The 14,987-nt window shown below is 39.3% G+C and carries 11 protein-coding genes; 9 read left to right on the forward strand and 2 right to left on the reverse strand.

What is annotated here, in order from left to right; all coding sequences use genetic code 11:
* Window positions 1-80 precede the first annotated feature (80 nt).
* The 7 genes from AC570I_RS14710 to AC570I_RS14740 all read left to right on the forward strand — a co-directional run bounded on the left by AC570I_RS14710 (window position 81) and on the right by AC570I_RS14740 (window position 10,984).
* Window positions 81-710, forward strand: coding sequence for a DUF4159 domain-containing protein (locus AC570I_RS14710; protein ID WP_047799167.1), 630 nt, complete (start codon window positions 81-83; stop codon window positions 708-710).
* 392 nt (window positions 711-1,102) lie between these two features.
* Window positions 1,103-1,705, forward strand: coding sequence for an RNA polymerase sigma factor (locus tag AC570I_RS14715; RefSeq protein ID WP_497406028.1), 603 nt, complete (start codon window positions 1,103-1,105; stop codon window positions 1,703-1,705).
* Window positions 1,706-1,766: 61 nt separating this feature from the next.
* A complete protein-coding gene (locus AC570I_RS14720; protein WP_497406029.1) occupies window positions 1,767-2,912 on the forward strand; it encodes a FecR family protein in 1,146 nt (381 codons plus the stop codon).
* Between the two features lie 46 nt (window positions 2,913-2,958).
* Complete coding sequence (locus AC570I_RS14725) at window positions 2,959-6,567, forward strand: SusC/RagA family TonB-linked outer membrane protein (protein ID WP_497406030.1); 3,609 nt, start codon at window positions 2,959-2,961, stop codon at window positions 6,565-6,567.
* Between the two features lie 4 nt (window positions 6,568-6,571).
* Window positions 6,572-8,002, forward strand: coding sequence for a RagB/SusD family nutrient uptake outer membrane protein (locus tag AC570I_RS14730; RefSeq protein ID WP_497406031.1), 1,431 nt, complete (start codon window positions 6,572-6,574; stop codon window positions 8,000-8,002).
* 1 nt (window position 8,003) lies between these two features.
* Complete coding sequence (locus AC570I_RS14735) at window positions 8,004-10,451, forward strand: zinc-dependent metalloprotease (protein ID WP_497406032.1); 2,448 nt, start codon at window positions 8,004-8,006, stop codon at window positions 10,449-10,451.
* A gap of 2 nt (window positions 10,452-10,453) precedes the next feature.
* Window positions 10,454-10,984 (forward strand): DUF3347 domain-containing protein, encoded by a 531-nt coding sequence (locus AC570I_RS14740; protein ID WP_497406033.1) that lies wholly within the window; start codon window positions 10,454-10,456, stop codon window positions 10,982-10,984.
* Between the two features lie 84 nt (window positions 10,985-11,068).
* Here AC570I_RS14740 and AC570I_RS14745 read toward each other — a convergent pair whose 3' ends face one another.
* Window positions 11,069-12,142, reverse strand: coding sequence for an aminotransferase class V-fold PLP-dependent enzyme (locus AC570I_RS14745; protein ID WP_497406034.1), 1,074 nt, complete (start codon window positions 12,140-12,142; stop codon window positions 11,069-11,071).
* 174 nt (window positions 12,143-12,316) lie between these two features.
* On the opposite strand from AC570I_RS14745, the gene AC570I_RS14750 reads away from it, so the two are divergent.
* Both AC570I_RS14750 and AC570I_RS14755 read left to right on the forward strand, forming a co-directional pair.
* Entirely contained in the window at window positions 12,317-12,604 is a 288-nt protein-coding gene (locus AC570I_RS14750) for a hypothetical protein (RefSeq protein ID WP_047799545.1), read from the forward strand.
* Between the two features lie 350 nt (window positions 12,605-12,954).
* Entirely contained in the window at window positions 12,955-13,599 is a 645-nt protein-coding gene (locus tag AC570I_RS14755; RefSeq protein ID WP_497406035.1) for a hypothetical protein, read from the forward strand.
* Window positions 13,600-13,682: 83 nt separating this feature from the next.
* Here the strand turns inward: AC570I_RS14755 and AC570I_RS14760 are convergent, their stop codons facing one another.
* The gene (locus tag AC570I_RS14760) at window positions 13,683-14,135 is read right to left on the reverse strand and encodes a hypothetical protein (RefSeq protein WP_497406036.1); all 453 of its coding nucleotides are present in this window, start codon (window positions 14,133-14,135) and stop codon (window positions 13,683-13,685) included.
* Window positions 14,136-14,987 lie beyond the last annotated feature (852 nt).

Raw genomic sequence — 14,987 nt, forward strand, 5'->3', positions numbered from 1 at the left:
TAATCTGAGAATATCAAAAAATTTACAAGATAATTCCTTCAAAAATCTGAATTAATAAAAATTGGCGGTAATTTAGAACAATGCAAAGAGCCAAGTTTACGTTTGCGAGATTGAAGTATAATTCAGGAGATTGGGATACCGACCAGCGTATGCCCTCCAATGTACTAAATTCACTTTTAGAATACACCACAATTCCTTTAGATGAGGAAGAGAAGATCATTGAGTTGAGCAGCCGCGATTTGTTTAAGTATCCGTTTTGTTATTTGAGCGGACATAAACTGGTGCAGTTTAGTCAGCAGGAGGCCGTAAATTTCAAAACTTACGTACATAATGGAGGCTTTGTTTTCGTTGATGACTGCAACCACGATATCGATGGTTTGTTCGCCCGTTCCTTTGAAACACAAATGAGTAATTTATTCGGCGCTACGGCTTTGAAAAAGATTCCGAACAATCATGGTCTTTACCATTCGTTTTTCAAGTTTGAAAAAGGTCCGCCAACAACATCTTTTGAATTAAATGGTTGGGGAGATGATCTGGTACATGACTACTTAAAAGCGATAACCATAAACAACAGGATAGGGGTTTTATATAGCAATAAAGATTACGGCTGTGAATGGGATTATGATTTTAGAAATAAACGTTTTCTGGCTGAAGATAATACGAAGTTCGCTGTGAACATCATTTTATATGCGATGGGTATCAATAGTTAATGACTCTACATGCTCATTATCAGGTTGATGGATGTGATGCTGTATCTGATTTCTTCCCGTAAGAATCTGCGGAATGTTTAAGCCTGTTCGTGATTATTCATAAACTGTCCATTAAAACTTTTTTCTGTTCAGTTTATTCAACCCCCGAAAAATTAAAAGTCATTATATAGTTTTGTGACTCCTACTTATATAGGGATAGACGACTATAAAAAAGCCCTTTCAGGATTGAAGGGCTTTTTTACTTTTAAGCCGGAAATAATGATATTCAGCTCTATTACCGTTAAATTCCCAATCGTTACACGTTGCCTGTTTCCAGCCAGTGAGCCAGCAAAAGCATATTTGAGGATGTTAAAATCTTCACTTTTAAGTGCTTAATTTGTAGCTTTGACAAAATGTCCCCTGACTACCCCAACCATAATGATGAATTGAAATATCTCGAATACCTTAAAGAAGGTAAAAGGGAGGGTTTCGATTTTATTTATGCGAAGTACAGTAAGTTGCTTTTGCCTAAAATGCAGCGGATGATTAAAATTACTGAGGTGGTTGACGAACTGATGCAGGATGTTTTCCTGAAGGTTTGGCTGAAGCGGGAAGAAATAGACACCTCACTTTCATTTGCCGCCTGGATTTTTACGATTGCCCAGAATACTATTTATGCCTACTACCGTCGCGTTGCCCTGGATGTGAAAATGCAGCGGTACCTGCTGGAGACCTTTGCTGAATTTTATGAACAAACCGAAGATTACCTGTTCAACAAAGAGCGTGTCGAACTACTGAATCAAGCCATTGAAAAGTTGCCTTCTCAACGCAGGGAAATATTCAGGCTATGTAAAATTGAAGGTAAAAGTTACCAGCAAGCCGCAGAAATCATGTCGCTTAGCTCCTCTACGGTAAGTAATCAATTGGTTAGCGCCACCAAGTATATTAAAAGATATGTATTCTTCCACTCAAAGGAGTTTATCCTGCTTTGTATAGCGGCATATTTAAAAAAATAAAAAAAAATTAAAGTGCGAATAGTGTGTTTGTCCATCTCGTGCATATTATATATTGACAACGATGGAAAAGAGACCTTTAAGAGAACAATTGTTTGAGCGATTTATTGCAAATGAAAGCAACGCTGATGAGCTGGAACAGCTTTTTAGTTTTTTTGAGCATGCAGATCAATCTGAACTTGAAAGTTTAATTAAAGCAGAATTCGACAAGTCTGGGGCGGACTTCAGCGAGGGGGATAGCCCAAGGCTGGCGCTAATCCACCAGGAATTAACCCGCGAACTTTTTGCAAAACCTCAGCATCCGGTTTTCAAACTGATCAGAACAACAAACTTTTTTAAGATTGCTGCTGCTGTATTAGTGATTATCGCTGCGGGCCTGTGGTTTGCGAACCTTTTATTGTCTGCACCCCAGGTGATCCCTGGTTCTGCCAAAGCTTTTTTAAGTGTTGGTGAAAAACAGGATACCCTGGATACCAGGAAGGCTGGGCTAATTTATCGGCATGGAGGGCTAAGCGTAACCACAAAGCCCGATGGAACGATTGTGTACATGGCTGTAGATGCTGATTCGGCAAGTGCATCAAAACTGAACACCATCAGTACCCCTAGAGGCGGTGAGTACAAGGTTACCCTGAGCGACGGCTCGATGGTAATGCTTAATGCAGGTACAAAACTCACTTTTCCTATGGGTTTCCGCGGCGCAGAAAGAAGGGTGTATGTTGATGGTGAGGCTTTCTTCCGGGTGGCAAAAGATCCGCAGAAACCATTTATCGTTACTGTAGGCGGAAATGAGGTGAAGGTGTTGGGTACACAATTTAACGTGAGCAACTATCCTGAAAGTGATGGGGTGGAAACCACCTTATTAGAGGGAAGTGTGAACTTTTCCAATGCTAGCGGTAAAGAGGTGATTTTGAAGCCTAATCAGCAGGTACTTTCTGCTTATGGTAAATTATCGGTTAAGGATGTTTCTGCTGAAGATTTCAATGCCTGGACAAAAGGGGAGTTTCTGTTTAATGATGTTCCTGTATCGGTGGTGATGCAAAAGTTAGCCAGATGGTACAATGTAGATGTGGATCCTCAATCAATGCCGAAGAAAAACCTTTACATCAGAATATCCCGTCAGGCGGATATTGATGAGGTGCTAGACATGATTTCAAAGGCAACTGATCTGGAATTCGATTTAAAGGGAGAAAAGATTGTTTTTAAAGAGTAAGCTGATACCCGTCGTCGTCAATTAACAACCAACCAAACTTATTTTTATGACAAACCATTACTTTCGCCACGTCCGATCGGGATACGGCTATTTATTAAATTGGTGTGCTATTCTGGGCGTCTTGCTGATGTTTACAAGCGAGGCCAGGGCGCAAAACAACCAGTACAAGTTTTTCCAGGCACCGCTCAATACGGTGATCGCTCAGATTTCTCAGAAAACATCGTATGAATTTGTTTATGATGCAGTGCTTGTAAAAAAAGCTAAGCCGATTACGATTACTTTAACTACACCCGACATTCGGATTTTAATGGATGCTGTGACCAAAGGACAGGATTTTACATACGAAATCAGCAATGGACGGACAATCGTTTTGAAAGCAATTAGTGAGAAACAGGAGGAATACACATTGCATGGCATGGTGACTGACAGCGTAGGTGGTCCGCTTCCTGGAGCTTCGGTGAAATTGAAAGGAACCACACGGTATACCATGACCGATGGGAATGGTCACTTTAATATAAACTTAACCAATGAGTTTAATACGCTGGATGTTAATTATATTGGGTATTTGGCTGAGACACAAAAGGTGGGGAAATCAGATGCATTAAATATTTTAACAGTACGTTTAAAACCAAATTCATCGTTATTAGCTGATGTTGTTGTTAATGGATTTCAAACAATTAGTAAAGAACGTTCAACAGGTGCAGCAACAATTATTGATAACAAAAAATTAAACGAAAACATTAACGTTGATATACTAAGTGCATTGGAAGGTCGTGTAGCTGGTTTGGTGTACACGAAAAATCCATTTCTTCGTGGAGAAGCAGATCAACCAGTGCTAAGAGGACAGGCTACATTTTCAGTCAGTTCAGGCTCAAATGCACCTCTCGTTGTGATCGATGGATTGCCTTCCGAAACGGCATTGGAAGATATTAATCCATATGATATTGAATCAGTAACGGTTTTAAAAGATGGTGCTGCGGCATCGATTTATGGTTCAAGATCTGCAAATGGCGTAATTGTATTAACCACCAAGAAAGGAAACAACCCGTTAAAGATATCTTTAAATACTGACTTTTTTATTGATACGAAACCAACTTTTGGTAGCATGCACTATGCTTCAACTGCTGATATTGTAGATTTTGAAACCGATGTGTACAATCGCGAACGCGCCAAATATGCAAATACTGAAACGATGTTTGCAGCTTACGGAAATGTAGCGAATGGAAGTATCAGATATTACAGTCCGCTTTATCAGTTGTTTCGCGATAAAGATGCCAATAAAATTACCACTGATCAATTCAACCAGCAGCTGACTAATTTCAAAAATGCAGATTATTATGAGCAATACCGTGATAACGTTTGGCAAAATGCTTTCCGCCAACGTTACAACTTATCATTGAGTTCAGCAAGTTCGAAATCTAATACATTCGCCTCGATTAATTATGATCGGTCCGCTGAACGTGTTATAGGCAACACCAATCAAAAGCTGACATTATATTTTAAAAACACCTATAACATCAAAAAGTGGTTAACATCTACTATTGGATTTAATGGTTCATATTCAACTAATCAATCAACTGACTCTGACTATAATAGTTATCTTACCATATCACCAAGATATGCCTCTATTGTTAATGCAGATGGTAGTTTAGTTTATGCTAATTATGTAAATCTTCCAGATGGCATAGCAGGATCGGTGATTAATGGTGCGGTTGCCGGAACATTGCAAAACACACCCCAATATAAATCATATCGCTTCAATATTCTGGAATCGCTAAATGAAGGGATTTCCAATGCCAATACAGTTTCATTAAGGGCGTTTGCAGATGTGAATGCAAAAATAATGGAGGGATTAAACTTTTCCAGTCAGGTGCAATATGAAATGGGTACGACTAAAACAGAACAGATATATGATGTAAACTCTTATAAGATGCGTGCAGCATACAATGCGTTGGTTGGCTATACTCCATCTACTAATGTATACACATATGGTTTGCCAACTGGCGGAAGAATTAGTCAGGGTATGCAGCAACGTAATTCCTATACTTTTAGAAATCAGTTGAGCTACGATAAATCTTTCAGTGGTAAACACTCAATTGCGGCAATTGCAGGAACCGAAATGCGTCAGACTTTTTTACCTATCGGAATGAGTGACATCAGATACGGATATGATCCTGTTACGCTGACTTCGACAATTATTAACAATCAATCTGTTAGTCAAACGGGTTTGCCGAGTTATATATTTGGTGGAAACAGAACGTTGGGTATCGCTGCACGTTCGTTTCAGGAAACTAAACATAGATATTTATCTTATTATTCAAATGCATCCTACACCTATTTAAACCGTTACAACGTAACCGGAAGTTTTAGGGTTGATCAGGCAGATTTTTTTGGGGCGGACCCGGAATTCAAAAATAGACCGCTTTGGTCAGTTGGTTTAGGTTGGAATGCAAGCAACGAGAAGTTTGTTCAGTCTTTAGAGTGGATAAACCTGCTAAAAGTTCGTGCTACATATGGTGTAAACGGAAATCAAAATACTGAAACGACTAAATTTCTAACGGCTAGAAGAGTAAACGATACGTTATTTCCATCACTTCAATTTCTGAATATTGTTGGTTTACCAAATCCTAAATTAAGGTGGGAGAAAACTGAAACCTATAATTTAGGTTTAGATTTAGCGGTTCTGGGAAACCGTTTACGTGGTACTGTTGACTATTATGACAGGAAAAGTACAGATTTGATGGTTACAACCGACCTTGATCCAACAGTTGGTACAGCTTCTTTAGTTATAAATAACGGAATACTAAGAAACAAAGGTGTTGAATTTACGGTAAATGGCGATTGGCTTAAATCGAGAGATTTTAATCTGAGTTCAACATTCGTGATAGGATTTAATAAAAGTAAAATTGGCAGAGTGAACAGAGCGCTTTCTACTGCCAGTAATTACATCACCTCTCCATCAACATACTATACTGAAGGATCGGATTACAATACCTTATATGCTTACCGGTACGGAGGTATGATTAATGGTTATCCATACTTCTTAGATGAGAACGGTAAAGCTAACCTGGAATTTGATGCGAGCGGTAATCCGCTTGTATCAACAAGCAAAGACATCAATAATTACGCTGCTTTGGTGAACATGGGAACGCTGATACCTACCTATAATGGATCTTTTTCTCAACGTATATCTTATAAGAATTTCGATTTAAACGCACTGTTTGTTTTCTCTGGCGGTAACGTGATGAGAAAAGATGTTACCCCTTTGGGATCCAATGATATTTCTGATCTGGATATCACACAACGATATAAAAACGGAGTTACTCCTGAATTGCCAAGGCTATATGTTGATTATGCAGAGACGATGCTGAACAGAGCGTCTAACATTTCAACCATGTGGCAAAAAGCTGATGTAAATGTGGTGAAGGCTGACTATGTAAAACTCAGGTCAATTTCATTAGGATATAATGTCCCGAAGCAGGTTCTGAAGCGATTAAACATCCCATCGGCTAAGTTTACCGCACAGGTTAACAATTTATGGTATGTAAGTGCTGCAGGTGATGATATTGATCCGGAATCTTATTCTTTGAATTCAGGCACCAGGACCTTGCAAAATCCGAAATCATTCGTAATGGGTATCAATATAACTTTTTAACATCATGAAAAAACATATAGCAATCATTGCATCTTTTTTAATCGTATTTTCGATTTCGGGATGTAAAAAATTTACGGACATTACCCCAAGAGGATCTCAAATTGTAGAAACAGCCCAGGACTATTACGAGCTGGTTTCTTACCCAAACAGAGCATATCTCATTTCGAATTTCCAATATTTAGTGGATGATATGTGGATAAAAGAATCCAACTTTATAGGTATCACCCCCAACATCAATACGGTACATTTCAGCTTCAATGAAAACATCGATCGTGTTTCAATGATTACTAGTTCTAATTTTTACGAACGTGCCTATGTTTATATCAACCGTTGGAATACCATTATTTCCTCTGTAGATGAAAGCAAAGGTGAGTCGAGTGTAAAAGAACTGGCAAAAGCAGAAGCAAAAGCTTTACGGGCTTTCGATCATTTTCTGTTGGTAAATGTTTATGCAAAAGCTTACAATCCGGCCACAGCTGCAACTGATGGAGGTATCTGTATTATGGATAAATATGATCTGGAGGCACAACCTACCAAATCAACCGTTGCTCAGGTATACGATTTTATACAAAAAGACATAGATGAGGCGATTCCTTATCTGCAGGAAAAGCCACTCGATTCGTATCATCCTTCCCTTGCTTTTGCATGGGCGCTGAAGGCAAAGATTCATTTATTTAAAAGAGAAATTGCACAAGCCAAAGCCGCTTGCGAAAAATCGCTTTCCTACAATAACCAGATTTTTGATCTGGTGAAATACACCACTACGCAGGGTGGACCAACAGTGACACCTATTGTCGCACCGAATAATCCTGAGGTGTTAAGCTACATGTATATGCAAGGTTACAATGAAACCAATTTCGGATATACCTGGTTGATTAGTCCTGAGCTTAGGGCATTGTTCGGAACAAACGACGCACGTTTCAATATGTTCTTCAATACTACGAGTGCAAGTTTTCTGGACATTGGATCAAATGCTGCTTATTACAGCATTGCGTATACACGTTTCTTTTATCCGACTGTTGGCTTAAAAACCACTGAAGTTTATTTAATGCAGGCCGAATGTTTAGCCCGCGAAAATGATTTAGCCGGTGCAATGGCCGTAGTAAATACGCTAAGACAGAAACGTATTCTTTCGGGCACCATTAATCTGCCTGTTCCTGCAACGAGAAAAGAGACCATGGAGATCATTATCAACGAGCGCAGAAAAGAGATGGTGCTTGGTTTTAACCGATTTTTTGATCTTAAGCGATTAAATACAGAACCGGAATATGCAAAAACAGTAGTTCGTGTATATCCTGTAGTAAATAAAACCGTTCCTCAGCAAACCTATACGCTGCTGCCTAATTCGAGGTTGTATGTGATCCCGTTTCCTTTAAATGTGCTTAAAAAGAATCCAAACCTAACCTTAAATACCGACGAAAAGCTACCATTTTAACATGACCATTAAACCCATTATTTTACCGGCCCTGATTGCGCTCTCATTCACTGCATTCGGACAAAAGCCTGTTGCTAAAACTGACAGCGTGACCAAGAAAGTTCCTGTGGAGTATAGCAAAATAATCCCTGCAACTGCGCTGGCGCAAAAAGGATTGTTTAACGTGACACAGGTTGACCAGAAGTGGTTTTTTGAAGTGCCTGATAGTCTACTGGGACGTTATTTACTGGCTGTTACCAGATACGTAACTACGCCCCAGGGTTTTGGTAATTTCGGCGGAGAGAAAGTAAATGAGCAAACCCTTTATTTTCAAAAAGGAAACAATAACAATCTCTTTTTAAAAGGGGTTGTTTACCGCCAGGAAACGAAAAACACGGATGCCCCGATTTATCAGGCGGTATTGCAGTCGGAGGAGAGTCCGATTATTGCCAGTTTCGATATTAAAGCAAAAAATCCGGCTACCGGAGCATATGTTATTGATGTAACTGACTTTTTCAAAAAGGATAATCTTGTTGTTTCCATTCCAGCAGACGAAAAATCATCTAAAAAGCTGGGCGGACTTGCTGACGACCGCTCGTTTATCGAACGCATTTCCTGCTATCCGATTAATGCAGAGATCAAAACGACGAAAACCTATTCGACTTCCGGACCAGGTTTCACCGTCGGCGCATTGACCGGTGCAACTACGCTTCGCTTAAATACTTCCTTTGTATTGCTGCCTAAAATCCCAATGAGAAAGCGCTTATCTGACGAAAGGGTAGGCTATTTTGCCAACAAATACATTTTGTTTGATGAAGATGCTCAGCGCACGCAAACCAAATATCTGGTGCAACGCTACCGTTTGGAGCCTAAAAAAGAAGACCTTGCCAAATACCGCAAGGGCATCCTGGTTGAGCCCCAGCATCAGATCGTGTATTACCTTGATCCGGCAACGCCAAAAAAATGGCGTCCTTACTTAATTAAGGGTATAAACGACTGGCAAAAAGCTTTTGAGCAGGCAGGATTCAAAAATGCCATTATTGGCAAAGAATGGCCGGTAGGAGATACAACCATGAGTCTGGAAGATGCCCGTTTCTCTGTCATCCGCTATTACGCCTCCGAAACGCCTAATGCTTATGGCCCGAGGATCAGCGATCCGAGGAGTGGAGAAATTATCGAAAGCCACGTAGGCTGGTACCACAATGTGATGAAGCTGGTGCATAACTGGTACATGGTACAAGCTGGTCCGCTGGATGAAAGGGCACGTAAAATGCAGTTTGATGATGAGCTGATGGGGCAGTTGATTCGATTTGTTTCTTCACACGAAATCGGCCATACGCTTGGTTTGAGGCATAATATGGGCGCCAGCAGTCAAACCCCTGTTGAGAAGTTGAGAGACAAGGCATGGGTGGAAAAGAACGGTCATACCATTTCCATTATGGATTATGCACGTTTCAACTATGTGGCCCAGCCGGAGGATCATATTTCACCCGCAGGAATTTATGCCAGGATTGGTGCCTATGATAAATGGGCAATAAACTGGGGCTACCGGTACTTTGATGGCGGAAAAGATGAATTTGAAGAAGCCCGCATATTGAATAAAATTACAACCGACACTTTAACTAAAAACCCAAGATTGTGGTTTGGCGGGGAAGGCAAGGATGAAGATCCAAGAAGTCAGTCGGAAGACGTGGGAGATGATGCTGTTGCGGCGAGTGACTATGGAATTAAAAACCTGAAGAGGGTGGTAGCGCACCTGATTGAGTGGACAAATGAACCTGGCGACCAGTACGATAATCTCGATGAATTGCATAAAGATGTGGTTAAGCAATACGTCCGATATCTTTATCATGTGATGAAGAATATAGGTAACCGCTATGTAACGAAAAGAAGTGTGGAAGAGAAGGGTGTAGTTTATGCAGAAGTTCCAAAGCAAAAAGTAAAAAGTGTGGTGGGCTACGTTGGTCGCCAGTTATTTGAACCACCGCTGTGGTTGTATCCGAGCCAGATTTCGAAACTGATTGATTTAAAGCCAATGGAGCAGATTTCAGATCAGCAAACGCAGATTCTGAATATGTTTCTAAGTTCTGGTTTGTTATTCAACCTGAGTCAGAAAGCACTCACCTCGGCAAATCCTTATCCGGTAAGTGAGTTTTTGAACGACATTTTGCCAACAGTGTGGAAAAAGCCTGCTGCAGACCCAATGCAGGCTACGTATCTAAGAAGCCTTCAGCGTTCCTATCTTGAAAAAGTTGGTATGCTCATTAATCCGAAAGATGTTGCAGATGGAAAAGCCATGAACAGTGCACAGCGCAGCGATGTAAGACTGGAAGCGATTGCTCACATCCAATCCATCAGAAGAAAGGTAGAAGAAATTTTACCTCAAACCACTGGGATCGATGAAGTACATTTTAAAGATATCCGTACAGAAATTGATAAAATTCTTAAAAAGACAACCCTTAATCCATAAATATGAAACACTATGCACTGGCCATTTTATTGGCCACATCTGCTATCACTGTTGATGCGCAGGTAAAAACATCGGCACAGGAAGTGGCCACTCCGGAGCTTGCTCAAAAGCGGGAGGCGCTAAAAAATTTGATCGTGACCAATTATCTTGGAATGAAAAACAGTCTGGTGATTTCAGATGCGAAGAAAACATCAACATTTGCCGCGGGCTTTGCAGATGCCTTATCGCAGTTCAAGTTTAAAAAATTAACCCTCGAGGAAATGAATGCATCCACTGTAACAAGAGAAAGCATAAAAGCGCTGGCAAAGCACATTGCTGAATCTGCTTCCTTGAACGAGCAAAGAAAAGATATGGAAACTTTATCAGCGCAGCTATGGACAATCATCGACAAGATAAAACCTGAAAATATCACGCTTTATCAGCAAAAATGTCCGATGATGGGTACAACTTGGGTAAGTAACGATAAAAAAATTGAAAATCCTTACTATCCAAAAAACATGCTTACCTGTGGTGAAGTCATTGCAGAAAAGTAGAATGATTTAATTTTAGTTAGTTAATGATGGCTGCAGGATAACGGATGTTTCCTGCAGCTTTTTTTTCTTAAATATGGACAAATATCATTTGTCAATTACCTCGAGAAGTTTATCCAGATCGTTTTCAGTGTTGTAAAAGTGAAAGGAAAACCTGGTCCCTGCGCCCCTTGCAGAGCAGAGGATTTTTGCTTCTTCGAGCCTCGAAACGGTTTCGGTACTCAAGGCCAGACTAATTATAGTAGATTGAAATTCCCTGTTGTATAAGGCATCGGAAATAAGACCGCGTTGGTGTAGGGCCAACCGCGCCTGATCGCTTATTTTTTTCGCCGCATCCGAGATGGCCTGCAAGCCAACGCTGTTGATGTATTTCAAACTTTGATTCAGCGATCCAAAATTTAAGGTATCCTGATGACCAGGTTCAAAGGTGAGAAGAAAATGATCTTTACCTGCCAAAAACGGTGATTCGGGCAAATAGCTGTTCTTTTTGTGGTTAAACAGTTCCTCCTTCATTTGATTAGAGAGTAAAGCATATCCATTTCCAAAACCTGCCATCAGCCATTTGTATCCGCTACCTAACACGGCGTCGAATCCAGAAGTGTTGAAGTCGAACACTGTTGTGCCCATGAACTGTGTAGCATCACCTACAATTAATAAATCCGGAAAATCAGCTTTCAGCTTTTTGATAAATGAAGGGCTGATTCTGATTCCGCTGATATATTGAACTATACTAAACGCAAATACAGTTGGTTTGAATTCTTTAATACGACTTAGCAGTTGCTCTTCCAGCTGTTCATCGATAGAAACTTCAGTAAACTCAAAGCCACTGCTTTTGATGGGGTAATTAACGGAGGGATAATCTTCTTTTAGTAACAGGAATCGATGTGTTTTATCCAGTCCATTTAAGAGCGTATTAAATCCTATGGAAAAATTCTGTACCAGATAGGTATTGGCGAGATCAGATCCAAAGAGCTGAGCAACTTCCTTTCGGGTTTCGTCTAACACAAGATGATGCTCCAGTCGGAAATTGCTTCCCATCTCTACAAACTGCTGATCGTGGTTTCTTCGCCACGCCGCCAATTCAGTAGAAAGTAAACCGGCATAAGCCGTATTTAAATAAGTGCAGTTATTCAGTATCGGGAATTGTGATGTAGAGTCCATTTTCAAAATTAAAATATTTAAGCTATTTAAGATAAAATGTCTTTCTTATTTATGTCAGAATGTGGTTGACAATTCCAGGAAGCGTAAAGTGTAAAAATTTTGTTCATTAAACTGCGCCACTAGGGGAAAAGTTGAAAATTGTTTACATTTAATTGTACCTAAAACTTTATGAATATGGAAAAGAATGAAGAATACGTAAAGATTCCTAATTTCCTTAACCGCATTAAATCGGAGTGGCCAGGAAAAATTGATCATTTTGAGTTTAAAACCCCAACAGTGATCTACGTTTATTTAAAAGATGGTATATCAAGTATGGATTTCCTTGGGAGCTTATCCAGGAAAATCGAGCGGTATATCGACTTTACAATTCCCATTATCCTTTATCATATAGAAAGGGATGGTTTAAATCTTCGCTCACATCCAATCAATTGGTATTCTACTTTACAAGGGTCTGCTGAATAATTTATTTCTGAAATAATCTAAACTCCATCCTTACAAAAATTGAGGATGCAGGGTTTGCTGTATCTTTTTTTTGCATGCAAGTCACCCTAATCATTATCATTTAATTTCTTGATCTTTTGAAGCAGGATTCGTGGAGTTTAACTTCTCAGTGTTCAGAAAATATTAAGCTATCGTAAAGCGGTATATCCAACTCTAAATCAGTTTTAGTTTAATGTTGTATGTGTAATTATACATATTGTTGATTTTTATCAATAGTTATTTTTCAAAATCGTCCGTATTTTGTAATATTAGATAGACATATAGTTTTCTGTTAGTTGTATTCTCCATACCTTTGTCGAAAATTAATAAACATGAAAGCTGCTACATTTTTTTCGTTCTTTTCGGTCTCTATTCTCACGCTCACTTCGTTATCAACTGTTCACGCTCAAATAGGTAAATCGAAACGTAATGATCTTCATTTAAACGTCAATGTCGACAAAATTAACGGTGCTGAAATGATTGAAAGTTTAGCAATTCGCAGAAGTGAGTTTAATAAGACAAGTGCAAAAAATGGCTTCAGCTTATCTCAGATGCCTAAAGCAGAATATATTTTTGACCACAGCAATACTGTAAACTTTACATTTGATGGTCTGGATTTTTCTATCTCTAATAACAAGGTGATCGCGATTAAAGGATTTCAATTATCTGATGAGGTTTTATCACAGATCACAGAAAAATTAGTTTACTTAGATAAAGCACAATTCCTGTTTTCAGAAAAAGCAAACTATGTGCTATTAAATGGAGAGTCCAATGCTGCAGAACTTAAAACCATCGAACGCAGGTTTTTCAGTTCCCTTAAAATTTTAACAACCACGCTTAAAGATATTTCATCAATCACCAGAAAGAATGATAGTTCTTCGATAGTTGCTGTTAACCTGGCCAAATTGCCAATGCCAAATATTGATATGCCGGAGAATACTTCTAATACTCAGTCTTTGGTGCAACGGACTAAGTAAAATATATATAACAGGTATTGATTAAGTCTCGCTAAACGCGGGACTTTTTTGTTTACCAGGGATAGCAGTCTGTTATACAGATTTTATTTTACCTCTTGCTCTATCCATTTTTTAAGCACCCCAACGCGTTCTTTTAAATACCTGGTATTAAAGAACATGCTCGACCAATCATCATAATTTTCATACTGGAAGCCTAAATAAAATACCCAAAATCCGAAGCCGAAATACGCTACCGATGACAATTCTTCATCGCTAAAAGGCCGCACTTCTCCGTAGGATTCAACAAATACAGCAAATTGGCGGTCTGCCTCAGCTTTTGTAAGCTTTCCCAAAACCACCTCGATAAAGTAATGGACATAAAAGGAGGCGATATCATTTGCGATATATCCCTGCCCGGCGAAGTCGGAATCAAAAAAGGTGAGCTTGTCGCTACTTGCAAAGTGAAAGTTTTTGGGCAGAAAATCATACTGGCAGTAGCCGTAGTTAAAACCGGTACAATCAACTGCCTCCAGCTTTTGAAAGATTAAGTTGACCATTTTGATCAGACTAATACATTGTCTTTATCCTCTTTTTTCGGGTAGACCTGGAGTTGCTTATCCTGCTTTTGGTTTTGGTTTCCTTTTGTTTTTCTTCGACCGTAGTTCGACCACAAACTATAACTTATACATGGTCATGACTTGCCCTGAGCTCGGCAGCAACGTGTCGGGAACTACTAAAGACGTAGCAGACACGTTCCAGACACGTTCGAGACACGTACAAAGTACCTTCAAGTTATATGGAGTTATCCTTGTAATCTGTTCGTAATACCGGTCTATACTAGATTTAGTATCTGGTTTTGGATATTTAGATTTTAAACTTGCTTGCTTTATGTATTCGGTATCAACGTTTCCATTTTTAAATATCGAAAGGTTTTCGAGGTAACCATCAGCGAGCTTGTTTACTTTATTGAAATCGATAATAGCAGCACTAACAATGATGTTTCTATATGATCCGTTAAAGTTGGAATTTCAGTGCATGCAAATGACAATGCCACGGCAATAGTTAACAGGGTTTTAAATAGGTTATAACATGGTTTTTACTTGGTTCTCATTCGGTTAAAATCAAACAAAACCCAGTTTAAATGCTTCTAAACCCGCGTTTTGGAGCGAGAATACCTTTGACGTCAGTTTAAACCCGGTTGACAATGCATATACACAGTCTCTATTGATTTTTTAGGTCGTTAAATACAGGCAGAGATTATTTAAATGGATGATGAGTACTCTCTTTTCTTGACTTCTAAAGGTTATTATATTACTCCCAAAGGTTGTTTTGAGGATTTGTTTTCATGCTAGAATATCAGTGACCAATTTTTTTGGGTAGAATGTAATTCTTTACATTAAGTGAATCTT

The organism is Pedobacter sp. A2324 (genome assembly GCF_059693705.1).